Origin of the sequence: Streptomyces marianii, assembly GCF_005795905.1 — a bacterium.
GTDB lineage: Bacteria > Actinomycetota > Actinomycetes > Streptomycetales > Streptomycetaceae > Streptomyces > Streptomyces marianii.
In genome coordinates, this window is record NZ_VAWE01000001.1 from 1,481,241 (window position 1) to 1,504,785 (window position 23,545).

Below are 23,545 nucleotides of genomic sequence, written 5' to 3' on the forward strand. Positions count from 1 at the left end.
TGCCTTACGTAGGGGGTGGTCAGGCGGTGAAGACGTAGTTGCGGCAGTCGTCGGTGATGCGTGGCACGGGTGTCCAGCGGCCGTGCAGCCGGCGGTGGGCGCGGTAGCCGTAGTCCCGCAGGTGCCGCAGCACGTCGGCGGGGTGGGCGCCGTACTTCTCCAGGTGCCGGCGCTCGATCTCCAGGAGCAGTGTGGGGCGGTGGCGCCGCAGGGTGTCCGATCCGCCCCGGAGCACGGCGAGTTCGGCGCCCTCGACGTCGGCCTTGACGAAGGCGAGCCGCTCCAGGCCCGCCTCGTGGGCGAGTTGGTCGAGGGTGCGGACGGGGGCGTTCACACTGCGCGCGGTGCGGAACTCGGCGTTCGGGCCGGGGCCGTCGGCCCCGTCGGTGAGGTAGGCCCGCCCGTGCACCGGCAGTCCGCGCCGCATCGGCAGGCTCAGGGTCCCGTGCCCGGGCCGGGCCCCGAAGGCGGTGCGGTGGACGGTCACGTTGCGGGCGCCGAGGAGGCGTACCGCGGCGCGCAGCCAGCGGTTGGGGCCGGGCAGCGGCTCCACGCTGTGGACGCGGCCGGTTGGTCCGGCGAGCGCGGACAGCACCCAGGTGTACAGCCCGTATTCGGCTCCTATGTCCACGCATGTAGCGCCCGGACGCACGAGGTCACGGAGGCCCGCGACCTCGTCCTCGACGAACGGGAACCGGTGAGCGCCCCAGCGCAGCGCGGCAGCCACCGCGTGCGTGCGCAGGGCGCTCACCGGGCACCTCCGACCGGAACCGGGCGGGGGTTCTCGGAGGTGCGTACGAGGCGGCTCCGCACGGGCACAGCCCGGGGGACGCCGCGGACCATCCGGCTCCACATGACGAGGAGGACCGGCAGGGCGAGGTAGCCGAACCGCCCGGCGGGCGCCAGGAGGAAGGCCAGGCAGAGACCGAGGGCGAGCCGGTCGGCGGCCGAAACCAGGTCGTGGGGCGGACGTAGGACCAGGGACACGGCGACGGCCGATCCGCCGGCCAGCAGCAGCGCCACCGCCGCGTACCAGCCGGCCGGGCCAAGGGCGGCGAGCAGCCGGCCGGGCAGCGGGCTGGCGGCCGGAGTCTCCCAATCGCTGAGGCCCATGGGGAAGGCGAACACCTGCTGGACCAGGGGCCCGGGCGACAGCAGCGCGCTCGGCAGGACGAGGACCACGGTGCCCGCCACGGCAACGGCGGCGGCGCGCACGGCGGCCCGCAGCCCCGCACGGTGGGCGAGGAGCGACACGGCGACCGCGACAGCGGGCCAGGCCGTCCATTTGAGAGAGCAGGCGGCGGCGAGCGCGAGCCCGGCGGCGAGGGGGCGCCGCCGGGCCGCATACGCCAGCGCCAGACACAGCAGCCCGGTCAGCGGCAGGTCCACGCCGCTGACGCAGAGCGGCAGCGCCACGACCGGCGAGGCGACGAGCGCGCCGAGGGGCACCCCGCCTCCGACGGCCCGCTTTGTCGCACGGCGCGCCCCCCACAGGCACCCGAGGAACGCCGCCGTGCACCAGAGCCGGGCGTCGCCGAGCAGTTGGGGCAGCCAGCCGCTGTCGCCGAGCACCGCCCGGGGCAGCCCGAACACCGCCATCCCGGGCAGGTACGGGGTGACCTCGACCACCGTGCGGGGGTCGGCCAGGTACGGGGTGGCCTGATCCAGCGTCAGCGCCCCGGACCGCTCGATGACGCCGACCTCGCTCTGCGCCCCGCCGGTCACCAGCAGCACCAGCAGCGGTACGACCACGGCGCCGCCGACGGCGACCCCGACGGAAACGCTCCGGCCACGGGACCAGAGCGCTGCGCACGCGGCACAGAGATAGCCGGCACCCGCGATCGCCCCCCAGACCCGGTGCGGCTGGGGCGCCGCGAGGAACGGGAACACGCCGGCCCACACGGCGGCCACGAGCCAGCCGCCGCACCACAACAGCCTTTGTTTTCCTAGGGGTTGAGCCTGGAAGGTAAGCACCCGTCCATCACATCGGGCCCCTGCCGCTGCGTCATGACGGCCAGGTCGAGACCTGATGGTCGGGTTTCCCCTACCGCTCGCCTGTGGGGCACCGGCCGGGGCGCCGCAACCCGCACACGGGCCCGGAGCGTTCCCGGCGGTCGCGATGCCGGCGGCCGGGCTCTGGGCGCGGTCCAGACCGGGGCCGGGGCCCCGTCGAAGAACCCCGGCTCCCGGCCCCGGGCGGCTCCGTGCGTCAGGCCACGGCCACGAGGCCCGCGCAGTCGTCGCTCGACCGTCCTCCGCACCGTCGCGCAACATGACGACGAGGTCCCGCCGACTGTCCGGACCATGAGGCGCTGACCCGGCGTTGCGCGCCTGTCCTGGATCGGCAGGACCCCCTGGGCAACCGCTGCGACCTGCGCCAGGTCGTACCGAGGGACGGCACGAGGAGGGGGACGGGCGTGTCGTCCGCACCGTCGTTCCGCTGCCGCGGGGTCTTCGGGGGCGTCGTGCGTCCGCTCGCTCACCCGCCCCACAGCGGCGAGCGGAACAGCTGGTGCCGCATCAGGCAACGTTCGCCCCGTCGCGGCGCAACCTTGCCTGACGCGGCACTAGTTCCGGATCAGGGGGTCGCGGTCGAGACCACGAACACCATGGGTGCGGACGGATCGGTCAGATCCACGGCGATGTCCTGGCTGGGACGCGGATCGCGCTGCTTGTGCGAGGTCCCGGCCCACGCGGCCTCGGACCGGAAGACCCAGCCGACGGTGTGCGCGTCGCGCTCGCCGATGGTGACCTCGCCGGTCTTCAGCCGCGCACGACTGGTGCCGACGTCGTTGAGGAACGCGTCGAGCCCGCCGGCGGTCGTACGGAACTTGACGTACAGCCGGCTCGACTTCCAGTTGCTGGTCTCGTAGTAGGCGACCTCGGTGGAGCGGGCCGGGATCGGCACCTCGAAGACACGGCGCTTCATCTTGGACGGCCAGTTCTCGCGCAGCCCGGTCGCCGACGACTCGGCCTCCTTGTCCCGGCCGCTGTCCCTGCTCTGCTCCGCGGAGATCACCAGGTAGCCGGCGGGGATGCCGATGAGCAGCACGATGACGACCGCGGTCAGCACACGGCGCCAGATCATGTGCCGCCGGTCCTCGGGGGTACGCACGTGCTCTTCCACAGGCGGGGTCTGTCGGTGCAGGGTCTTCACTCGGGGTCCTGGGGTGTGGGGCGGGCACTGTCGCCGGTGTCGCCGAGCCCTCCGGCGCTGCGGAGGGCCTGGGCGTAGCGCTCGTATCTCTCGTACCGCTCGACACGGCGCCGCTTGGCGCGGCGGAACCGGCGGGCGACGAGCCGCGCGAGGTCGGCCGCGCCGACCATACCGGCCTCGGGACCGAGCTGGGCCTTGGCGATACGGGCCTCGGGCCGGTAGCCGCGGCCGGTGAGATGGCGCCGGAAGGCGTCCCGGGCGGGCCCGATGAGCAGGTCGTCGGCGGCGCTGACGCCACCGCCGATGACGAAGCACGACGGGTCGAGGGCGGCGGCGAGATTGGCGATGCCGACGCCCAGCCACTGCCCGATGTCCTGGAGGAGCTCGACGCACATGGCGTCGCCCTCCCGGGCCAGCTCGGTGATCAGCGGGCCGGTGATGTCGGGGACGTTTCCCTTGACCCGCTCGATGATGTTGTACGCGACCGGCGAGTCCGCGGCTGCCAGCTCGCGCGCCTCGCGGACCAGGGCGTTGCCGGAGCTGTACTGCTCCCAGCAGCCGCGGTTGCCGCACGGGCAGCGGTGTCCGCCGGGCACGACCTGCATATGGCCGAACTCGCCGGCGACGCCGTACTTGCCGCGCTTGACGCGGCCGTCCTCCAGGATCGCGCCGCCGATGCCGGTGCCGAGCGTGATCATGACCAGATGGTCCTCACCGCGGCCGGCACCGAAGCGCCACTCGGCCCAGGCGGCGGTGTTGGCGTCGTTGTCGACCATGACCGGGACGGCGAGACGGTTCTGCAGCGAGTCCCGCAGCGGCTCGTTGCGCCAGGCCAGGTGCGGGGCGAACAGCACCTTGGAGCGGTCGGCGTCCACCCAGCCGGCCGCGCCGATGCCGACGGCGTGTACGTCGTGCCGGTCGGAGAGGTCGAGGACCAGCTCCACGATGGTGTCCTCGACGACCTTGGGGCTCTTGGACTTGTCCGGGGTCTCCGTGCGGAGCCTCTCCAGGATGACCCCGTCGGCGTCGACGACACCGGCCATCACCTTCGTGCCGCCGATGTCGATGCCCACGGTGGGGACACGGGGCGCGGTGAGGTGCGAGCGCCGCTCCCGGGTGCCGACGGTCCGCAGGACGGTGGCGCGGGCGGAACCCCGGTGGGCGAAGTCGCGGTACGTGCTCAAGGCGTCCCTGCGGGTCGTGGGGGGCGGGTCCGGGTCACCGGAGGCGGGCGGCGCCCGCCGTGCCCGATTGTGCCATCCGGGGGCCGCCCCGGCCCTGAGCGCCCGCGGCGCGGACCGCCCGCCCCGCCACACGGTGTGGGGCCGCGGGCGTGTCGCCCGGGACGGGAGGCGTGCGTGATGTCACATCACGGTCACCGGTCGTGACCGCCCGGGTAGGCGACCGCGCGGCCCGCCGGAGCCCCCTTGGCCGCCCCCCGTCGCTCCCCGGCCCGCCGGAGCTCCGTCCCACCCCGCCGCACCCCCGGTCAGGCCCGCGGTCGGGCGCCTCCCCCGATGCCCTGGCGGTCGGGGGTCAGCGCGGTGGCCCGGCGGACCGGGTCGGGGTACCTGCGGTCGACCGCCTCGTCCAGGAGCCGCAGCTCGGTGCGTACCGCCGTCCGGTGCCGCTCGGGCAGTCCGGCGTCCAGGAGCCCGTCGAACAGCGCCCGCAGTCGCCGGCAGACCTGCAGGGATCCGGCGCCGTACTCGCGGATCTCCGTGACCGCGAGCTGCAGGAAGTCGTCCCAGGAGCGGCCGGGGACCTCGAGCCGGGGCACGCCGTGGGCGTCGTGGAGGGTGTATCGCCCACCGAGTTCCGCACGGCCGATGGTGTGCAGGAACGCCTCGATGTGGTTCAGGACCTGCACCGCCGTGGTGGGGTCGTTCACCGCCGGGGACAGCGCCCTGATGGCGATGTCCACCAGGATGCGCATCCCGAAGGCGGGATCCTGCTCGATGGTCCGTTCGACCCCGAGGGCGACCAGCCCGGTCAGCTTGGCGGACGGGGGCGGCGCGGCGCCGTGCAGCTCGAAGAGCGTCGCACCGGGCGGTACGAAGTCGCCCACCGGGTGGGTGAGGACCACGAAGCAGTCGTACCGTTCGGCGAGGGCCACCAGCCGCTCCGGGTGGAACCCCTGGAGCGCCCCGCCCGTCGCGCAGGGCACCGATGTCACCGGTCCTGGGGGCGGTGCCCTCGTCGCGTCCGCCGCCCGCAGGGTGCCGCGCGCGGCGAGCAGCGTCCCCCGGTCGAGCACCCGTCGCCCCGTCCGCGCGACCAGCGCCGCGATGGCGACGGGCCGCAGGTTGTGGATGAAACGGTTCAGGTACATCAGCAGCAGCAGCAGGCTCACGGCCACCGCCGCCCCCGCGAGGGTGACACCGATGTCCGGCACGAAGTCCGTCTCGATCCTGCGCAGCAGCGAGAACGAGAAGGCGAAGGTCCCGGAGAAGGTCGCGAGCACGGCCTTCTGGAGCCGGTCCCGGTACCAGAGCCGCATGTAGCGCGGCGACAGGGTCCCGGTGGCCTGCTGGACCACGAGGATGCCGATGGTCACGACGAAGCCGAGCAGGGCGACCATCGCGCCGACGATGGAGCTGAGGACGCTGCTGGCGGTGGACGTGGAGTACTGCCACCCCTGCGGCACCCGGACGGCTCCGTCGAGCGCCACGGCGGCGTCCGCGAGCAGCGAGCCGAGGACGATCCCGATCAGCGGCGCGATCCAGAGGCTCGCCATGACGTACTGGCGCAGCGCGAACGCCGTCGCCCAGGACAGGGGCGCACGGACCCGGCGGCTCGTCTCCCGGTGCGCGGTTGTCGCCTCCACACTGGAGCCCTTCCCCCGCACCCCGGCGCTCCCTCCCGAAAAGCCCGGAATGCACCTATTACCTAAGCTGATGGGGCGGCATCCGCTCGCGACCCAGGGCGAAAGGGGCTCGGGATGGGCGACTACCCCCTCATCGAGGACCACGGGCTGATCGGTGACCTGCAGACCGCGGCACTGGTCAGCACGCAAGGGACGATCGACTGGTACTGCACCCCGCGGTTCGACTCGCCGAGCATCTTCGGCTCGCTGCTCGACAGCGAGAAGGGCGGGTACTTCAAGGTCGCTCCCGTGGACCGGACGTACGCCACCAAACAGCTGTACCTTCCCGACACCGCGGTCCTGATCACCCGCTTCATGACCGAGGCGGGCGCGGGCGAGGTCGTCGACTTCATGCCGGTCACGGGCTCCACGGCCACCCAGCGGCACCGCCTGGTGCGGATGCTGCGCTGCGTCCGCGGCAGCCTCACCTTCAAGGTCGACATCGTTCCGCGGTTCAACCACGGCCGGTCCCCGCACAAGCTGCTCTACACCGAGCGCGGGGCGGTGTTCGTCGCCGACGGCCTGGAGCTGACGGTGCACTCGGTCCGTGAGCCGAAGGACGTCCGGTTGGCCCCCCTCGACCTGGGCGACAACGACATGCACTTCACCCTCACCCTGGAGGCCGGCCAGGAGCGCGGGGTGGTGCTGGAGACCTTCGCCGACGGCCCGCCGCGGCACGTCCACCACGCCGAGTTCATGCAGCTCTTCGACGACACCGTGCGTTTCTGGCGCGACTGGCTCGGCCAGTCCCGCTACTCGGGCCGCTGGCGGGAGGCGGTCGAGCGGTCGGCGATCACGCTGAAACTGATGACGTACGCCCCGACCGGGGCGATCGTGGCGGCGCCGACGGCCGGGCTCCCCGAACAACTCGGCGGCGAGCGGAACTGGGACTACCGGTTCACCTGGATCCGCGACGCGTCGTTCTCCGTGTACGCCCTGCTGGGCCTCGGTTTCACCGACGAGGCCCAGGCCTTCATCGGCTGGCTGCGCGACCGCGTCCACGAGAAGGCGGGCTCCGACGGCGACTCGGGACCGCTGAACATCATGTACCGGGTCGACGGCTCCTCCGACCTGGAGGAGGAGGTCCTCGACGGCTGGGAGGGCTACGAGGGCTCCAGACCCGTCCGGATCGGGAACGGCGCCGCGTCCCAGCTCCAGCTCGACATCTACGGCGAGGCGCTGGACAGCATCTTCTTCGCGCACGAGCGGGGCATCCAGCTCGACCACCGCGGCTGGACCTCGCTGCGCACGCTCCTCGACTGGCTCACCGACCACTGGGACCAGCCCGACGAGGGACTCTGGGAGACCAGGGGCGGGCGCAAGGACTTCACGTACGGACGGGTGATGTCGTGGGTCGCCTTCGACCGGGCGCTGCGGCTCGCGGCCGCGAGCGGCCGGCCGGCCTCGCTCGAACGCTGGTCCCATGCCCGGGACAGGCTGTACCACCAGGTACTCTCCCGCGGCTGGAGCGAGCAGCGGCAGGCGTTCGTGCAGCACTACGACACGCACGTGCTCGACTCGTCGCTCGTACGGATGTCCACGGTGGGGTTCATCACCCCCGACGACCCGATGTGGACCGCCACGCTTGACGCCATGGATCGCGAACTGGTGAACGACAGCCTCGTCTACCGGTACAACCCCGAGGCCTCCCCCGACGGTCTGGCCGGCTCCGAGGGCACCTTCTCGCTGTGTACGTTCATGTACGTCGACGCGCTGGCGCGGGCGGGCAGGCTGAACCAGTCGAGGCTCGTGCTGGAGAAGATGCTCACGTACGCCAACCACCTCGGCCTCTACTCCGAGGAGATCGCCCTGACCGGACGACAACTGGGCAACTTCCCACAGGCGTTCACCCATCTGGCGTTCATCGACACGGCGATCACGCTGGACGGGGAGCTCAACCGTGTACAGGGGGAGGCCCGCAGGCGGACCGCCCCGGCGGAGTCCAATCTCTGAACGGCCCCGCCGCTCACCGGCCCCCGGCGGGCGAACCCTCCGCGGGCCGCCCGTCCGGGCCGGGGCCCAGCAGCACGACCCTGTCCCCGGGGCCCGGCCGCGCGGGCCGTTCCTCGGTGACCGGGTCCAGACGGCCGTCGGCCCGCAGGACGAACAGCGCGTCGTGACCGGGCGGCGGGGGTTCGCCCGGCGCGCCCACCGTGAACGGGGCGCCCCGCGCGTGACGGGCCGCCAGCTCGTCCCGTCCCAGGCCCGGGCCGAAGAGCACGTCCGGGCCGGTGCGGGTCGCGACCGCGCCCGTGCCGTCCGGCGGCGGTCCGACGCGGTGGACCGGTCCGTCGACGCTGTCCCGTGCGACGACGGAGACGAGCGCGTTGAAGTCGTCGTCGTCGGTGAGCAGGAGCACGGCGGTGACGCCCTCGAGGCGCCCGGAGGGGTCGGTGGCCGTGGCCAGCAGATCGCCCGGGGCCTGCTCGATCCCGGCCCGCCGGACGCGCTGCCGCTGTTCCTCCGTCGCGGTCCACATCGCGACGTCCAGCCCGGCGGACTTCAGGCACCGGGCCAGTTCGACCGACCACGGCCGCCCGCCCACGATCAGCGGCCGGGCGCGGACCGACCGGTTGATGCCCAGCGCGGCGGCGACCGGTGCCGCGGTCAGCCCGTAGACCAGGACGGTCCCCACGATCACCAGGAACGTGACCGGAAGGATCTTGTCCGCGCCGGACAGCCCCGCGCCGGACAGGGTGGCGGCGAAGGCGGACGCCGTGGACGCGGCGACGATGCCGCGCGGCGCCATCCAGGCGATGAACGCACGCTCTCCGTACGGCAGTCCGCGCCCATGGGTGGAGAGCCAGGCGACCAGCGGCCGGACCACCAGGACGAGCGCGCCGATCAGGACGAGCGTGGGCAGCAGGACGGGACGGACTGACGACGGGGTCACCCCGGCCGAGATGGACACGAACAGCAGCCCGATGATGAGCTGCACCAGGGTCTCGAAGAAGGGGCGCCGGGCCGGCATGCCCAGCCCGGGGAGGTTGGCGACGGCGAGCCCTGCGACGACCGCGGCGATCAGCCCCGTGTCGTCGCGCACGACGTCGCAGCCCGCCGACACCGCGACCACCGTGGCGAGCTGGGCCAGCGTGCCCAGCGTCTCGCCGAGCCGGAGCCGGTGGAGGAGGAACCACAGCGCCGCGGCACCCACCACACCGCCCGCCAGCCCGACCAGCCAGCTGAGCAGGAACTCGCCCGGGTGGAAGCCCCGGCCGAACCGGAAGTCGCCCGCGAGCAGCGAGTGCAGCACGAGCGCGCCGAGGATGGCCCCGACGGGGTCGACGAGCGTCCCCTCCCAGACCAGGATGCGCCGCACCCCGTCCGGAGGCCGCACGTGGTCGAGCAGCGGCCCCACCACCGTCGGTCCGGAGACGACGAGGATGGCGCCCAGCAGCACGGCCACGGGGAAGGGGACGCCGAACAGCACGGGGGCGAGCGCCATGACGGACGCCCAGGTGGCCAGGACGCCGAGCGCCAGGAGCCGGCGCACCACCGAGCGGGTGGCGCCTCCCAGCTGGCGCAGCCGCAGGCCCAGCCCGGCGTCGTAGAGGATCACCGCGACGGAGAGCGAGACGATGGACGAGAAGTTGCCCGGCGCCAGCTTCTCCGGATGGACGACGTCGGTGAGGGCGCCGGCCGTGAAGCCGGCGGGCAGCAGCAGGATCAGCGCCGGGATGCGCATCCTGCTCGCGACGATCTGGGAGCCGACCGCGAGCAGCACGGTCAGGGCGATACCCAGGAGGAACTGGTCGGGGGGAAGCACGAGCGGCCGTCACTCGCTCCCGGCGGGGCTGCCGCCCCCGACCTGCCGGAGGTCGGACTCGGAGAGGGACTCCAGCTCCGCGTGCGTGTCGAGCCAGTAGAGCAGGACGAGCGCCGGCCCGACGAGGAGCACCGCGACGAGAGTGACGACCAGCAGCCACACCAGCGTCGAGGGGGCGCCCGCCGCTTCCTCGACGGTCAGGGAGGTCGGGATGAGGTAGGGGCGCTGGGCGACGCCCCAGGCGATGACGGAGGCGGCGACCACGCCCACGGCGGTGAACCGGGACCAGCGGACGTGTCCCCGCAGGAGCATCAGCGCCGTCGCCACCGTGCAGACCACGGCCACGAGGGCGAGCACCAGCCCGCCTCCCCGGGTGAGCCCGCTCCACAGGTGGGGGGCGTCGCTCGGGACGACGAAGAGCGCGGCCACGCCGAGCACTGCGGCGACGGCCAGGGACGCCAGCGCCCGGCGCCGGAAGTAGCCGACGAGGTCGGGGGCGTCCCAGCGTTCGGCGTCGCAGGAGAGGAACACCGCGCCGAGGAAGGCGGTGGCCGTCACCGTGAGCAGCCCGAAGAAGAAGGACGTGGGATTGGCCCAGGCCTGCGCGGAGGCGACGGTGCCGGGGGCGACCCGGCCGGAGGCGATGCCGCCGACGGCGGCGCCGAGGAAGTAAGGGGTGAGCAGCGAGGAGACGGCGAACATCGCGCCGTACAGCCGCCGCCCGGCCACCCGCTTGATCGGCTTGCGCAGCGCGAAGCCGGCGCCCCGCAGGACCAGGCCGACCGCGGCGAGGGCCAGCGGCAGCCACATCGACGAGAACACCGTCTGGAACAGCACCGGGAATCCGGTCCACATGATGACGAGGACGAAGATCAGCCAGACGTTGTTGACCTCCCACACGGGTGCCATGGCGTGGTCGATCAGCCACCGCGGCCGCTTGCCCCGCTCGGCGCCGCCCGCCGTGAGGTCCCAGAATCCGGCGCCGTAGTCGGTGCCGCCGGCGCAGGCGTAGGCGGCGACGGCGAGCAGCAGCACCAGGGCGACGATGCTTGCTGTCGTCATGGCGTACCGTCCTCCCCCGCCCGGGTCCCGGCGCCGACGGCCGCGCCCGGCACGTCGTCGCGCGGGCCGTAGGGCGTCCCGGTCTCCGGGCCCTCGACCGGGGGCCCCGCCGCCGCGTCCGCGAGCCGCCAGCGGGTGCGCATCTTGAGCAGTACCGCGAGGAAGGAGCCGAAGATGAAGAGGTACACGACGATCACGACGCCGAACATGACCCAGAGGGTGGAGGACCGGGTCGCCGTGACCGCCTCGGCGACCCGCATGTTCTGGTACACGATCCAGGGCTGCCGCCCCACCTCGGTGGTGATCCAGCCGCACTCGACGGCGATGACGGAGGCGACCCCGGCACAGGCGGCGCTGCGGTAGAACCACCGGGACTCCGGGAGCCGTTGGGCCGCGGGCCGCTTCCGTCTGCGCCACACCACCCACGCGTACCAGAGCACGAGGAGCATCATCAGCGAGCCGATGACGACCATGATGTCGAAGGCCCAGTGGGCGATCGTGGCCTGCGTGGGGTTGGGCCGGTCGGAGGCGGGCACGGAGGTGAGGCCGGTGACCTCGGTGTCGGGCCGGAACCCGGCCAGGATGGAGTCGAGTTGGGGGATCTTGATGCCGCCGGTGACGGTGCCGTCCGGGTGGAGGCGGCCGAAGATGTACTCGGGCACATGGGTGTCGGTCTCCCACACCAGTTCCATCGCCGCGAACTTCACCGGCTGCTTGTGGAACACGGAGCGGGCGATGGAGTCGCCGAGCACGAACTGGATCGGCGTGAAGACCGCCGCGACGGTGAACGGGACCGCGAACCCGAGCCGGTGGTAGCGGTCCCTGCGGCCCTTCAGGATCCCCACGGCGTAGACGCCGGCGACGACGTACCCGGCCGTCAGGAACATCGCCACGACGAAGTGCCAGTACTGTGGCCCGAACATCGGCGTGAAGATCGCCTTCCAGACGTCGACGTCCACGGGGTTGCCCGTGGAGTCGAGCCGGAAGCCCCGGGGCGTGTTCATCCAGGAGTTGGCCGCCAGGATGCCGAAGGCCCCCAGGAGGGCGGCGGCCGGCAGCGGCACCCCGAGGAGGAAGTGCGTCCGCGCCGGCAGCCGCCGCCAGCCGTAGAGGTAGATGGCGATGAGGACGGCCTCCAGGAAGAACGCCCATGCCTCGACGCCGAACCCGATGCCGAAGACGTCCCCCCAGCGGCCCATGAGCCCCGGCCAGAGCAGCCCGAACTCGAAGGAGAGCACGGTGCCGGTGACGACGCCGACGGCGAACTGGACGGCCATGACGGCCGACCACCGCCGGGCGAGCAGCAGCGCGGTGGGGTCGTTCCGGCGCAGCCCGCGGTAGTGCATGACCAGTGTGATCAGCGGCAGCGCCACTCCCATGGGCACCAGGATGATGTGGGAGGCGAGCGTGAACGCCATCAGCTCCCGGGCCGGGAGCAGTTGGGCGGGTGCGTCCGCGAGCAGCAGGTGCGCCCCGGCCGGCAGGGGTACCGGATTGTGCATGTGTGCCTTCGGTCGTCGGAGCCCTTCGGGTCGGTCGCGGCGTCAGCCGCCGGTGGCGAACCCGGGGAAGAGGGTCATACCTCCGTCGACGTACAACGTGGTGCCCACCACGTAGTCCATGAGGTCGGAGGCGAGGACGGCGACGGCGTGGGCGATGTCGTCGGGCTCCCCCACCCTGGCGTACGGGATGAGGGTGAGCAGGTCCCGTTCGGCGTCGGGGGTGTCCCAGGCGTCGGTGTTGATGGGGGTCTTGATGGCGCCCGGCGCGACCGCGTTGACCCGGATCTTCTTCGGCGCGAGCTCCTGGGCGAGGGTCTCCATCATCATCTGCACACCGCCCTTGGAGGAGGCGTAGTTGACGTGGCCGGCCCAGGGGATGTCCTGGTGGACCGAGCTCATGCAGACGATCTTCCCGGCGGCGCGCGAGACCTCGGGGACGACGCCGCGCCGCAGGAACTCCTTGACCGCCTCCCGAGCGCACAGGAACTGGCCGGTGAGGTTGACGTCGATGACCTTCTGCCACTGGGCGAGGGTCATGTCGGTGAACGCGGCGTCCCGCTGCAGGCCGGCGTTGGCGACGAGGATGTCGATGGTTCCGAACTCCTCGACCATCCGCCGCGTCATCGCGACGACCTGCTTCTCGTCGGAGACATCGGCCTCGTGGGCGTAGGCGCGCACTCCGGCGGCGGTGATCTCCTTGACGACCGCGTCGGCGGCCTCCTGGCCGGAGACGAAGTTGACGACCACGTCCGCGCCGGCCCGGCCGAGAGCGATCGCCGTCGCCTTCCCGATGCCCGAGTTGGCGCCGGTGACCAGTGCCTTCTGGCCCTTCAGCAGCTGCGGAACCGGGTACGGTGCCGCTCCGGCCTGGGAATTCACGATGCCTCCTGGGAACGTGCCTGCCTGCGGCCCGGGGCCGAGGCGGCGCCGGACGGAACCCGCGCGCAACGCAACCACCGGCGCGGGCCGTCCGGCGGACAGCGCACGGCCGTGTGGGCCGTTGGTGGCCGATGTTCGCCCGGTCGGCTCAGCCGCGGAGCCGCTCGGCCAGGTGGTCCCCGACGCGCAGGGCGTTGGCGATGGCGGTGAGCGAAGGGTTCACCGCGCCGATGCTCGGGAAGAAGCTCGTGTCGACGACGTAGAGGTTGTCGAGGTCGTGGGCCTTGCAGTTGACGTCCAGGGCGGAGCTCGTCGGGTCGTTGCCGAAGCGGACGGTGCCGGCCTGGTGGGCGGTCGCCCCGATGGGCATTCCCTTGTGCAGGTAGATGCTGTGCGGCAGCAGATGGTGCTCGTGCATCCCGAGCCGGCCGAGCATCCCCTGCAGTTTGTGGCGGAGCCGGTTGAGCGCGGTGATGTTGTTCTTCTCGTCGAGCGCGAGGTGGATGCCGCCGTCCCGGTCCAGGGTGACGCGGTTGCCGGGGTCGGGCAGGTCCTCGCCGCACAGCCAGAAGTCGACGGCGTGGTGGGCCAGCACCTCGAAGGGCATCCCGGGCGTCACGGCGCCGGCCCAGCGCGGTGCCTCGCCGTGGATCTGCTCGGCGTCGGACTTGCCGAGCATCTGGATGCCGCCGAGGGGGTACTCCCAGTCGTCCGCGCCCAGGTACCAGTCGTGCAGGGCGAGGGTCTTCTGGAAGCGGGTGTCGTTGGGTTCCTTCGACACCGCCATCAGCGCCATGTTGTTGTGCCGCATGTAGTGACGGCCCACCACGCCCGAGCTGTTGGCGAGCCCGTCCGGGTGCCGGTCGCCGGCCGAGGCCAGCAGCAGAGCCGCGGTGTTGACGGCTCCGCAGGCGACGGCGACGAGGTGGGAGGAGAACCGGGCCTCGGTTCCGTCGGCGAGCTCCGCGACGACCGTGGTGACGCTGCGGCCCGTGGCGTCGGTCTCCAGCCTGGTCACGCGGGCGTCGGTGATCAGGTCCACGTTGGGGTGCTCCAGGGCGGGCTCCACACAGATGACCTGGGCGTCGGACTTGCCACGCACCAGGCAGGGGAAGCCGTCGACCCGGTCGCAGCGGATGCAGACGCTGGAGTGGACGGCCCGGCCGTCGCGGTCCTGGACGAGGTTGACCCCGATGGGCAGGTGGAAGGGGTGCAGTCCCAGCTTCTCCAGGTCGTCGCTCAACCGCTGGATGCGCGGCTCGTGCGCGACGGGCGGGTGGAGGTACTGGCCGCTCACCACACCCTCGGTGGGATCCTCGCCGTGGTTGCCGTGCACGAGGTAGAGATGCTCGGCCTGGGTGTAGTAGGGCTCCAGGTCGTCGTAGTCCAGCGGCCACGCCGGGGACACGCCGCCGTGGTGGCGCAGTACGCCGAAGTCCTCCGGGCGCAGCCGGAAGAGGGCCGCCCCGTAGAACTTGGTGTTGCCGCCGACGTAGTAGTTGACCTCCGGCGGGAAGGTGTTGCCGTACTTGTCGTACCAGAACTCGGGCGCGCGGTACTTGCCCTTGACGAAGACGGCCGTGGAGTCCCAGTTGTCGCGTTCCCGGGGGAGGTAGCCGCCGCGTTCCAGCAGGAGGACGCGGTGCCCGGTGGGGGCGAGGCGATGGGCGAGCGTGCCGCCGCCGGCTCCGGTGCCGATGACGATGACGTCGTAGTGCGGGGATTCGGTCATGGCAGCCACCGTTCTCGCGGTTCCGGGCCTGGGACCGGGAGTCCGGCCCGGGTGCTGGGGTTTCGGGATCGGCGTCGGGGGTCGGGGCCGGGCGACGGCGCCGGGGGTCGGCTGTACGGGCTCCGGGCCGGGGACCGGGTTCGGTGCCGCAGCGGCACGGGACGGGGACTCACAGTACGGCGACCGGGTTGACGGGCGAGCCGGTGGCCCCCGGCAGCCGCAACGGCGCGACGGCGCAGAGGAAGCTCCAGCGGCCCTCCTGTTCGCAGACCGGAGCCAGCTCCTCGAACCGCAGATAGTCCATGAGGTGCATTCCCATGGCGTGGACGGTCAGGACGTGGACGGGGAAACCGACTCCCTCCACGGCGCTCGGTGCGGCGTCGTTGTTCCCGTCGCCGCCGAGCATCGCGACGCGCCGGTCGACGAGGAACTCGACGGCGTCCGGGTGGAGTCCGGCACGTGCCTCCGCGGCTTTCCAGGGACCGAGTTCCCGGCGTCTGAGCCGGTGGCCCACGCGGACGAGCAGCACGTCCCCGGGTCCGGTGCGCACCCCCTGGGCGGCCTCGGCGGCTGCCAGATCGGCGGCGGTGACCTGGTCCCCCGGCTCCAGCCAGGGCACTCCCCGAAGCCGGGGGATGTCCAGGAGCACTCCTCGGCCGACGACGCCGTCGCGCACGACGTCGACGGTGAGCTCGGTGGCGCCTTCCGGGGTCACGCTGTCAGCCGGCACGCCGTTGTACAGGGTCCCGTCGAACAGCACGTGGCACAGCGCGTCGAGATGGCTGTCGGCGTCGCCGTGCACGTTCATCGCAAAGCGGTCGCGGGCGAAGTCCAGTCCGGTGGACGGCCGTCGGCCGGGTTCGGGTGCCGTCATCACGTGGCGGGCGGGCTCCGGGTTGTCGGGGCCGGGCCGGGTGTCCACGGGCGCGCCGAGCGAGACCGTCCGCCCGGTCATGACCTCGCGGGTCGCCGCCACCACCCGGGCCGGGGTGAGGTGGCCCAGCGTGCCGCGCCGGTCCTCCGGTCCGCGCCGCGTCCGCTCGCGGACCCGCTCGCAGAGGGCCCGGAACGCCTCGGCGCCCATGCTCCCGCTCACGGTGCCCCCCGGGCCGCGCCGGCCGTGGCCGCCGGAGCCGACTCCGGGGGCGGCGCACGGTGGGCCCCCGGCAGCAGTTCGGTGGTGACGATCGCGACCACGGCCGCCAGGATCACCACGGGCGTCATGGAGATGCTGCCGAGCAGCAGGGCCACGAGCACCACGCTGCTGACGGGCAGCCGCAGGGCGGCACCGGCCGAGGCGGCCATGCCGGCCGCCATGCCCGGGATCAGGCCGAGACCGGGCAGCGGCGCCAGCAGGACGCCCGTCGCGGCCCCCAGGAACAGCGCCGGGAAGATGGGGCCACCGCGGAGGCTGCCCAGGCACAGCGCGTACGCGAGGCCCTTGAAGGCGAGGACGGCGACGAGCGCCCCGATCCCCCAGGAGGCGGGGTCGGACGCCAGTTGCACCATCGTGCTCTGGCCGGACGAGGCGACGTCGGCCGGCGTCCGGCCGGTGATCCCGGTGTAGAGGGCCGCGCAGGCGCCCGCGCCCAGGGCGAACAGGACGGTGAACGGGACGGGCCGGGTCCGGACGAGACCGGCCGCGAACCGGCCGCCGACCTGGATCATGTGGACCAGCGCTCCGACGACCACGCCGATGAGCAGGGTCCAGCCCACGTCCCCGGCGTCGAGATGCGGGAAGCGCCCGGGCAGCGGCAGCCGGAGGCTGCCCGTCTGCAGCCCGGTCCAGCGGCCGAAGCCGGTGAACACCAGTGAGCCGACGCCGCTCGACAGCAGCGCCGGGAGCATGACCGCGACCAGCCGGGGGCCGCCCACGCCGATGATCTCCATCAGCAGTACGGCGGCGATCACCGGGTTGCCGAGCACCACGGCGATGGCCGCCCCGGCACCGGCGGCGCCCAGCAGTGCGGTGTTCTGGGACGTCGCATCGCCGCGGGCGAGGTTGCGGAACAGCAGCGCGAGACCGCCGCCGAGGGCGATGAGCGGTGCCTCGGGGCCGAGGGTGGCGCCGAGCGGCAGACTCGCGGCGGCGGCGATGACCACGCCGGGCAGGGTCTTGGCCGAGGCACCGCCGGGCTGGAGCCCGTAGGCGGGGACGTGGCCGCCCGCGCCGGGCAGCCGGGTCACGACCAGGCCGACGATCAGACCCGCGACCGGCAGCAGCACCAGCGGCCACCACCACGGCGGGACCGGGCTGCCGAGGAGTGTCTTCGGCACGTGGTCCCACATCAGGCGCTCGAGCTGGTGCAGCGCGACGAGGAACCAGAACGCGATCAGCGAGATCGGGATCCCGATCAGCGCGGAGAACAGCAGAACCCGGCGGTAGGAGGCGCTGAGCAGAAGACCGCGCAGCACGTCGGGCTCCGGCCGGGGGCTCTCGGGCGCGGCGTTCTCCCGCTCCGGCCCGGCCTGCGGCTGCGTCATCGGCGGCGGCCCTCAGCCGAGGACCTTCTGCTTCTCGGCCGCGAACTCCTGCTCGGTGAGCAGGCCCTGGGCCTTGAGTTCGCCGAGTTCCTTGAGCCTGTCGATCTTTCGGCCCATGTCGTCGTCGGGCGGCATCGGCGGGGGCACGGCCGCCTGGGGCGTGCCCGGGGCCGCCTCGGCCGGGGCCGGGGCCTGGGCCTGCTGCTGTTGTTGCTCCTGCTGTTGCTGGTCCTGCTGTGCCCAGCGGCCCGACTGCCGGCGCGACACGCGGTTGGACACCGCCGTGGCGGTGCCGGCGATGGCGGCGGTGCGGACCACGCTGCGGATGAGGCGGGGCATGTCGTCCTCCCGTTCGGGTGAGGCGAAGTCTCCGGTGTGTGACGACCGCGGACGCTGCGGCGGACTGCCCGGGGCCGGACGCGTCCGGCGGCGGCCGTCCGGTGCGCTGCTCAGGCCGCCGTCGTCCCCCGGCCCGACGCGCCCTCGACCTCGTCCAGCGCCGAGAGCAGGGCCTGGACGGGAATCCGCCCTCCCGCCACCAGCTGCGCCCCGCCGCGCCGCATGGCGCGGGCGAGCGGCGCGGCCCAGGTGTTCTCGTACACGAGGACGGCGGCGGAGTTGCCCGGCTCGACGGCCGCGGCGGCCTCTTCGACGTCGTCCCGGCCCAGCAGGCCGGAGGACGCTCCTTCGAAGACGGTCAGGTCGAGTGTCCCGTCGCCGTCCAGGTCGGCGAGTTCCAGGGCCGTGACGGTGCCGTCGGCGTCCTTGCGGACGAACAGCAGGTCGAGAATGCGGATGATCTTCCGGTCGACGAGGTCGACGAGCAGTGGAAGGCCCTCGCCCGTCATGCGGTTGCCGGGGAACTCCACCACCAGGTAGTCGACGGGTCCCATTTCTTCGACGTCATCGCTCATGACCACTCCTTGCGAGCGCATCAGCGGTCCGGGGCGGCTCGCCTGCCGAACGCTCGGCGCGCCCTCGGGGCGCGTCCCGTAAGCCATTGGAGCACTGGCCCGAATGCTTCGCACCTCCGGCCGGGCGGCCGTCGCGGTCGGAGGTGCGGCCGGTACGAGGGGCGTTCGGCCGGCTCCCGCCACCGGGTCCGGCCGGAAGTGCCCGCCTCTCCGTCCGGCGACCGCGGCACCGGGTCTCCACGGCCGACGACTCCCCTCAGGCGGTGAGCTGGTAGATGCTGTTCCCCGTCAGCCACAGGCCCATCACCAGGCAGCCGACGATGATGGCGGGCTCCTGGTGCTCCTGCAGCCAGGTCCGCAGCCGCTTCAGCCGCACCCCCGCCGCCTCGGGCGCGAACACCGTGTACAGCTCGGCCGTGAGCAGACTGGCGGTGGCGAGGATGCAGAACCCGAACAGGGCCGCGTACGACGCGAAGTGGGAGAGGTCCGCGCGCACCACCACGGTCGCGGCGGCCGCGACCAGGCCCCAGGGCTGGAGGAAGACGGCGAGAGCGGCGGCCGACCAGGGGGACATCCGGCCCGAACCGCCGTGCGGGTCGGCCGCGTGTTTGGCCCGGCCCTGCGGCTCGGCGGCCGCCTGGGGCTCCCGCCGCCTGCGCCGGCGGTACTCGCCGTACAGGACCAGCCCGACGCCGATCGCGAGCTTGGCCGCGAGGGCGACGGTGGAGGGCGGCGACCTGGGCGGGGGCGGCTGACCGCCGGTGAACAGCAGCACCACGGCGATCACGGCGACGAGACAGGCCAGCCAGGCCAGGACGAAGACCAGCCCCCGCCAGACGCCCCGGTACGAGGAGAGCACCAGCACGAAGGCCATGATGGGCAGCGGGTCGAGGGTGATGGCGACGGCGATGAGCAGCAAGTCGAGGACCATGACGCTCCCTCCGGCGGGTTCCCGCGCCGTGCGGTTCGCTCGCGTGCCGGGCCCGTACCGCCGGCCGCCCCGCTCGAACGCGGGCCGTGCCCGGCCCGCTCCGTCCATGGTCACCTCCGGTGACGGCCGCCCGCAAACAGAGCGCCGAGGTCCCCCGGGGTTCGGGCGGACACTCCGTCCCGGGATGCCGGTGCGGTCCGGCTCCCGCACTCTTGGTCACAGGGAAGGAGCACGCCATGACCACGCGGCGCCGGGCTCCGGCCTTCCTCCGCCCGTCGTGGTGGTCGGGACACTTCTCGTCGTGGGGAGCCTCCGCGCGGTCGGCGGCCGAACGCACCGAGACCCGCTTCCCCGTCGTCACCCATCTGACGGCTCGTATGATCTCGGTCAACATCCTGGACTCCGCCACCCGGCTGGCCGCGCAGTGCTTCCTCACCGCCGTGCCACTGCTGTTCGTGGTCGGGTCCTTCGCCCCCGAGGCGGTGCGCGATCAGCTGGTCAGCTCGGTGTCGGCGATCTTCGGACTCACCGGGGCCTCGAAGGACCTGCTCGAGCAGGTGTACCGGGCCACGGACGACAACCTCCGCGAGGCCACCGGCGTGATCGGCGCGCTGATGGTGCTGCTGTCCGCGACGGCCTGCAGCCGGGCGATGCAGCGGCTGTGCAAGCGGGCCTGGCTCGTCCCGAGGTCCGGGGTGCGGATCGCTCCCTGGCGCTGGCTGGCGTGGATCGGGGTGTGGCTGTCCGTGCTGCTGATCCAGGGGCCGGTGCGTGAGGGCTTCGGCGTCGGGCTGTGGCTGGCCGTCCCGGTCACCATGCTGTCGCAGATCCTGCTGTGGTGGTGGTCCCAGCACCTGCTGCTGGGCGGGCTCGTCGGGTGGCGGCCGCTGCTGCCCGGCGCGGTGCTGACGGGCTTCGCCGTGACGGCGCTGTTCATCGGCAGCAAGTACTACATGCCCCGCGCCATCGACAAGAGCCTGAGCGAGTACGGGTCGGTCGGCACCGTCTTCACCCTGCTGTCGTGGCTGATCGTGCTGTGTGTCGCGATCGCGCTCGGTGTCACGGCCGGGGCCGTCCTGGCGAGGGAGCCGTGGCTCGCTCGAAGACTCGGCGACGCCGGCCCGAGCTGGACCACGGCCGACGCCGGGTGGCGGCGCGGAAGGGCGGGCGGGGACGACTGACCCGCGGGGCGGCGGGGAGGGGCGGGCGAGGACGACCGACCCGCGGGGCGGCGCGGAAGGGCGGGCGAGGACGACCGACCCGCGGGGAGGCGGGGAGGGGCGGGCCGCGCGGAAGGGCGGTCGGCGCCCGCACCCCGGCGCGCGGGAGCGGGCCGGGCGGGCGGGTGCGGGCCGGGCCGGTGCCCCACGCCCCGTCAGTGCCCCAGGTCGTGCCCTCCGACATGCCGTGGAGCGGGGGCGCGCTCCAGTTCGTGGCGCAGGTCCTCCAGTTCGCTGCCTCCCGCCATCTGCCGGGTCAGCTCGTCCAGGGTGATCTCCGACTTCCTGTGGCTCCCGGCCATCACTCCACGCTTGAGCAGGACGAACCGGTCGCCGACGAGGTAGGCGTGGTGCGGGTTGTGGGTGATCAGGACCACTCCGAGCCCGGCGTCGCGCGCCGCAGCCACGTACTTCAGCACGACCCCGGACTGCTTGACGCCGAGCGCGGCCGTCGGCTCGTCGAGGACGAGGACCTTGGCGCCGAAGTAGACGGCACGGGCGATCGCCACGCACTGCCGCTCGCCGCCGGACAGGGTGCCGATGGGCTGGTCGACGTCGCGCAGGTCGATGCCCATGCGCAGCAGCTCGGCGCGGGTGGTCTCGCGCATGGTGCGGACGTCGAGCCGCCGGAAGGGCCCCTTGCCCCTGGTCGGCTCCGAGCCGAGGAAGAAGTTCCGCCAGACCGGCATCAGCGGGACCACCGCGAGGTCCTGGTAGACCGTGGCGATCCCGCGGTCGAGGGCCTCCCGCGGGGAGCCCAGCGAGGTCTCCTCGCCGTCGATGGCGAAGGTGCCGGAGTCGTGCCGGTGCAGCCCCGCGATGATCTTGATGAGAGTGGACTTGCCGGCGCCGTTGTCGCCGAGGACACAGGTGATCCCGCCCGCGTGGACCTCCAGCGACACGCCTTCCAGCGCACGGATGTTGCCGTAGTACTTGCTGACGTCGTCGAGTTCCACGAGGGCCGTCATGTCGTCGCCTCCGCGCGCTTGCGGACCCATGCGTTCAGCAGGGTCGCCAGGAGCAGCATCGCTCCGAGGAAGAACTTGAACCAGTCCGGGTTCCACTCCGCGTACACGATGCCCTTGCTGGTCATGCCGAAGATGAAGGCTCCGACCGCGGAACCGATCGCCGAACCGTAGCCTCCGGTGATCAGACAGCCGCCGATGACGGCCGCGATGATGTAGATCAGCTCGTTGCCGACGCCCTCGCCGGACTGGACGACGTCGAACGAGAACAGCAGGTGCTGGCCGGAGATCCAGGCGCAGAACGCCACGCCCGTGTACAGCAGGATCTTGGTCCTGGCCACCGGGACGCCGACGGCCCTCGCCGCGCCCGCGCCGCCGCCGACGGCGAAGATCCAGTTGCCGAAGCGGGTGCGCAGCAGGATCCAGGTGGCGAGGGCGACGAGGGCGATCCACCACAGGATGGTCGTCTTGACGTCGACGCCGCCGACGGTGAACGAGGCGAAGACCTTCTTGGCCGCGGGGAAGCCCGCCATGTCGGCGATGGTCTTCGTCGACACGGTGCCGCTGATCAGCTTGGTGAAGCCGAGGTTCATGCCGGTGAGCATCAGGAACGTGCCGAGCGTGATGATGAAGCTCGGCAGTCTCGTGCGCACCAGCATGACGCCGTTGAAGGCGCCGATCGCGAGGGTGACCAGGAGCGACACCAGGGCGCCGACCCACACGTTCGCCGTCATCTGGTAGCTGAACATCGAGGAGACCAGGGCGGAACTGGTCACCAGCACACCGGCGGAGAGGTCGAACTCGCCGCCGATCATCAGCAGGGCGATCGGCACGGCCATGATGCCGATGGTGGATGCCGCGTACAGCACGGTGCTCAGGCTGGAGGCGCGCAGGAAGGTGTCGGCCACGATCGAGAAGAAGAGGAACACGGCTGCCGCGCCGACGACCGAGCCCAGCTCGGGGCGGCCGAGCAGCTTCTTCCACGGCGAGGTGCGCAGCAGCCGCTCGTCCGACGGGCCGGTCCGGTCGTGGGCCGGTGGTGCGGTCGCGGTCATCGGGTCCCCCGCTCCGTGTAGTCCTGCAGTTCGGCGGCGTCCTTCTCGGTGATGATCTGCGGGCCGGTGAGGACGGGCCGTCCGCCGCCGAGCACATCGGCGTTGTAGCGGTAGAGCCACAGCAGATCCACTGCCTCGTAGCCCTGGAGGTACGGCTGCTGGTCGACGGCGAAGCCGAGGTCGCCGGACTTGAGCCCCGCGACGACCTTGGCGTTCAGGTCGAAGGTGTCGATCTCGGCCTCGCTGCCCGCGGTCCGCTTCGCCTGGACGGCGGCGTCGGCGAACGGCGCGCCGAGGGTGACGACCGCGTCGATGGACGGGTCGGTCTGGAGCTTGGCCTCGATGGCCGCCTGGACGTCGGGCATGTTGGTGCCGTCGACGTACAGGTTCTGCAGAGCGCCGCCGAAGGTCTTCCCCGCCCCGGAGCAGCGCTGCTCGTGGCCGACGTTGCCCTGCTCGTGCAGGACGCAGAGCGCCTTCTTCCGCCCGCGCCGGTCGAGTTCCTCGCCGACGGCCTCGCCGGCGACGGTCTCGTCCTGGCCGATGTGGGTGAGGGCCCCGTACGCCTTGGACTCGGCCGAGCCGGAGTTCACGGTGATCACCGGGATCCCGGCCCTGGTGGCCTTGGCGACGACGTCCTTCATGGCGCCGGGCTTGGCGAGCGTGACGATCAGCCCGTCGACCTTCTGGTCGATGTACGTCTGGACCAGCTGTGCCTGCTGCTGCGCCTCGTCGCTGTGGGCGTACAGGAACTTGACGTTGTCCTTCACCGCGGCCTGCTTGGCGCCCCTCTGGACGATGTCCCAGAAGGTGTCGCCGTCTCCCGAGTGGGTGACCATCGCGAACGTCCAGCGCGGTGTGTCGACCGCCGCCCGTCCCTGCGCCTCCGCCGCCCTGCGGGCGTCCTCGGCGCGTTTGCCGCCGGTGGCGCTGCACCCCGCGAGGGAGGCCCCGAGCACCGCCGCCAGCACCGCGCCGATCGCACGTACCCCTGTCCGAACCCTTGCCACGA

20 protein-coding genes are annotated in these 23,545 nt (G+C 72.7%); 2 read left to right on the forward strand and 18 right to left on the reverse strand.

Annotated features, from left to right (window positions below; all coding sequences use genetic code 11):
- Positions 1-19: 19 nt before the first annotated feature.
- The 5 genes from FEF34_RS06605 to FEF34_RS06625 all read right to left on the reverse strand — a co-directional run bounded on the left by FEF34_RS06605 (position 20) and on the right by FEF34_RS06625 (position 5,984).
- Positions 20-751, reverse strand: coding sequence for an FkbM family methyltransferase (locus FEF34_RS06605; protein ID WP_138052288.1), 732 nt, complete (start codon positions 749-751; stop codon positions 20-22).
- Positions 748-1,911 (reverse strand): glycosyltransferase 87 family protein, encoded by a 1,164-nt coding sequence (locus FEF34_RS06610; RefSeq protein WP_138052289.1) that lies wholly within the window; start codon positions 1,909-1,911, stop codon positions 748-750. The genes FEF34_RS06605 and FEF34_RS06610 overlap by 4 nt, the downstream gene beginning before the upstream one ends.
- Before the next feature lie 667 nt (positions 1,912-2,578).
- Positions 2,579-3,088, reverse strand: coding sequence for a hypothetical protein (locus FEF34_RS06615; protein WP_138057325.1), 510 nt, complete (start codon positions 3,086-3,088; stop codon positions 2,579-2,581).
- 65 nt (positions 3,089-3,153) lie between these two features.
- A complete protein-coding gene (locus tag FEF34_RS06620; protein ID WP_138052290.1) occupies positions 3,154-4,341 on the reverse strand; it encodes an ROK family glucokinase in 1,188 nt (395 codons plus the stop codon).
- Positions 4,342-4,646: 305 nt separating this feature from the next.
- The gene (locus FEF34_RS06625) at positions 4,647-5,984 is read right to left on the reverse strand and encodes a DUF2254 domain-containing protein (RefSeq protein WP_234042300.1); all 1,338 of its coding nucleotides are present in this window, start codon (positions 5,982-5,984) and stop codon (positions 4,647-4,649) included.
- A 114-nt stretch (positions 5,985-6,098) separates the two neighbouring features.
- Here FEF34_RS06625 and FEF34_RS06630 point away from each other — a divergent pair, with 114 nt between their 5' ends.
- On the forward strand, positions 6,099-7,976 hold the full coding sequence (locus FEF34_RS06630) for a glycoside hydrolase family 15 protein (RefSeq protein WP_138052291.1): 1,878 nt from the start codon (positions 6,099-6,101) through the stop codon (positions 7,974-7,976).
- Positions 7,977-7,989: 13 nt separating this feature from the next.
- Here FEF34_RS06630 and FEF34_RS06635 read toward each other — a convergent pair whose 3' ends face one another.
- The 10 genes from FEF34_RS06635 to FEF34_RS06680 all read right to left on the reverse strand — a co-directional run bounded on the left by FEF34_RS06635 (position 7,990) and on the right by FEF34_RS06680 (position 19,293).
- The gene (locus FEF34_RS06635) at positions 7,990-9,789 is read right to left on the reverse strand and encodes a cation:proton antiporter (RefSeq protein WP_138052292.1); all 1,800 of its coding nucleotides are present in this window, start codon (positions 9,787-9,789) and stop codon (positions 7,990-7,992) included.
- A 9-nt stretch (positions 9,790-9,798) separates the two neighbouring features.
- On the reverse strand, positions 9,799-10,851 hold the full coding sequence (locus tag FEF34_RS06640; RefSeq protein ID WP_138052293.1) for a cytochrome d ubiquinol oxidase subunit II: 1,053 nt from the start codon (positions 10,849-10,851) through the stop codon (positions 9,799-9,801).
- Positions 10,848-12,353 (reverse strand): cytochrome ubiquinol oxidase subunit I, encoded by a 1,506-nt coding sequence (locus FEF34_RS06645; protein WP_138052294.1) that lies wholly within the window; start codon positions 12,351-12,353, stop codon positions 10,848-10,850. Before FEF34_RS06645 ends, FEF34_RS06640 begins: the two co-directional genes overlap by 4 nt.
- A gap of 42 nt (positions 12,354-12,395) precedes the next feature.
- The gene (locus FEF34_RS06650) at positions 12,396-13,190 is read right to left on the reverse strand and encodes an SDR family oxidoreductase (RefSeq protein ID WP_138057327.1); all 795 of its coding nucleotides are present in this window, start codon (positions 13,188-13,190) and stop codon (positions 12,396-12,398) included.
- Positions 13,191-13,380: 190 nt separating this feature from the next.
- Complete coding sequence (locus tag FEF34_RS06655) at positions 13,381-14,964, reverse strand: GMC oxidoreductase (RefSeq protein ID WP_138052295.1); 1,584 nt, start codon at positions 14,962-14,964, stop codon at positions 13,381-13,383.
- A 169-nt stretch (positions 14,965-15,133) separates the two neighbouring features.
- The gene (locus FEF34_RS06660) at positions 15,134-16,048 is read right to left on the reverse strand and encodes a cyclase family protein (RefSeq protein WP_138057328.1); all 915 of its coding nucleotides are present in this window, start codon (positions 16,046-16,048) and stop codon (positions 15,134-15,136) included.
- 8 nt (positions 16,049-16,056) lie between these two features.
- Positions 16,057-17,448 (reverse strand): chloride channel protein, encoded by a 1,392-nt coding sequence (locus FEF34_RS06665; RefSeq protein ID WP_138052296.1) that lies wholly within the window; start codon positions 17,446-17,448, stop codon positions 16,057-16,059.
- Between the two features lie 12 nt (positions 17,449-17,460).
- Positions 17,461-17,787 (reverse strand): SHOCT domain-containing protein, encoded by a 327-nt coding sequence (locus tag FEF34_RS06670; protein ID WP_138052297.1) that lies wholly within the window; start codon positions 17,785-17,787, stop codon positions 17,461-17,463.
- Between the two features lie 110 nt (positions 17,788-17,897).
- Positions 17,898-18,362, reverse strand: a complete 465-nt coding sequence (locus FEF34_RS06675; RefSeq protein ID WP_171052849.1) for a DUF6325 family protein — start codon at positions 18,360-18,362, stop codon at positions 17,898-17,900.
- 256 nt (positions 18,363-18,618) lie between these two features.
- Complete coding sequence (locus FEF34_RS06680; protein WP_138052298.1) at positions 18,619-19,293, reverse strand: GAP family protein; 675 nt, start codon at positions 19,291-19,293, stop codon at positions 18,619-18,621.
- Between the two features lie 236 nt (positions 19,294-19,529).
- On the opposite strand from FEF34_RS06680, the gene FEF34_RS06685 reads away from it, so the two are divergent.
- A complete protein-coding gene (locus tag FEF34_RS06685) occupies positions 19,530-20,474 on the forward strand; it encodes a YhjD/YihY/BrkB family envelope integrity protein (protein WP_138052299.1) in 945 nt (314 codons plus the stop codon).
- 194 nt (positions 20,475-20,668) lie between these two features.
- On the opposite strand, the gene FEF34_RS06690 is transcribed toward FEF34_RS06685, so the two are convergent.
- Genes FEF34_RS06690 through FEF34_RS06700 form a run of 3 tightly spaced genes read right to left on the reverse strand, consistent with a single transcriptional unit; the run spans position 20,669 to position 23,543 of the window.
- The gene (locus FEF34_RS06690) at positions 20,669-21,481 is read right to left on the reverse strand and encodes an ATP-binding cassette domain-containing protein (RefSeq protein WP_138052300.1); all 813 of its coding nucleotides are present in this window, start codon (positions 21,479-21,481) and stop codon (positions 20,669-20,671) included.
- Entirely contained in the window at positions 21,478-22,533 is a 1,056-nt protein-coding gene (locus FEF34_RS06695; protein WP_138052301.1) for an ABC transporter permease, read from the reverse strand. The genes FEF34_RS06690 and FEF34_RS06695 overlap by 4 nt, the downstream gene beginning before the upstream one ends.
- Positions 22,530-23,543 carry a sugar ABC transporter substrate-binding protein gene (locus FEF34_RS06700; protein WP_171052850.1) on the reverse strand — a complete coding sequence of 338 codons (1,014 nt, stop codon included), beginning with the start codon at positions 23,541-23,543 and terminating at the stop codon, positions 22,530-22,532. The genes FEF34_RS06695 and FEF34_RS06700 overlap by 4 nt, the downstream gene beginning before the upstream one ends.
- Between the last annotated feature and the right edge of the window lie 2 nt (positions 23,544-23,545).

Excerpts from the sequence above, each read along its gene's own strand:
- FEF34_RS06615 (WP_138057325.1), bottom strand. The coding sequence starts at position 3,088 with ATGATCTGGCGCCGTGTGCTGACCGCGGTCGTCATCGTGCTGCTCATC.
- FEF34_RS06630 (WP_138052291.1), top strand. The coding sequence starts at position 6,099 with ATGGGCGACTACCCCCTCATCGAGGACCACGGGCTGATCGGTGACCTG.
- FEF34_RS06640 (WP_138052293.1), bottom strand. The coding sequence starts at position 10,851 with ATGACGACAGCAAGCATCGTCGCCCTGGTGCTGCTGCTCGCCGTCGCC.
- FEF34_RS06645 (WP_138052294.1), bottom strand. The coding sequence starts at position 12,353 with ATGCACAATCCGGTACCCCTGCCGGCCGGGGCGCACCTGCTGCTCGCG.
- FEF34_RS06655 (WP_138052295.1), bottom strand. The coding sequence starts at position 14,964 with ATGACCGAATCCCCGCACTACGACGTCATCGTCATCGGCACCGGAGCC.
- FEF34_RS06660 (WP_138057328.1), bottom strand. The coding sequence starts at position 16,048 with ATGGGCGCCGAGGCGTTCCGGGCCCTCTGCGAGCGGGTCCGCGAGCGG.
- FEF34_RS06665 (WP_138052296.1), bottom strand. The coding sequence starts at position 17,448 with ATGACGCAGCCGCAGGCCGGGCCGGAGCGGGAGAACGCCGCGCCCGAG.
- FEF34_RS06670 (WP_138052297.1), bottom strand. The coding sequence starts at position 17,787 with ATGCCCCGCCTCATCCGCAGCGTGGTCCGCACCGCCGCCATCGCCGGC.
- FEF34_RS06675 (WP_171052849.1), bottom strand. The coding sequence starts at position 18,362 with ATGAGCGATGACGTCGAAGAAATGGGACCCGTCGACTACCTGGTGGTG.
- FEF34_RS06680 (WP_138052298.1), bottom strand. The coding sequence starts at position 19,293 with ATGGTCCTCGACTTGCTGCTCATCGCCGTCGCCATCACCCTCGACCCG.
- FEF34_RS06685 (WP_138052299.1), top strand. The coding sequence starts at position 19,530 with ATGACCACGCGGCGCCGGGCTCCGGCCTTCCTCCGCCCGTCGTGGTGG.
- FEF34_RS06690 (WP_138052300.1), bottom strand. The coding sequence starts at position 21,481 with ATGACGGCCCTCGTGGAACTCGACGACGTCAGCAAGTACTACGGCAAC.
- FEF34_RS06695 (WP_138052301.1), bottom strand. The coding sequence starts at position 22,533 with ATGACCGCGACCGCACCACCGGCCCACGACCGGACCGGCCCGTCGGAC.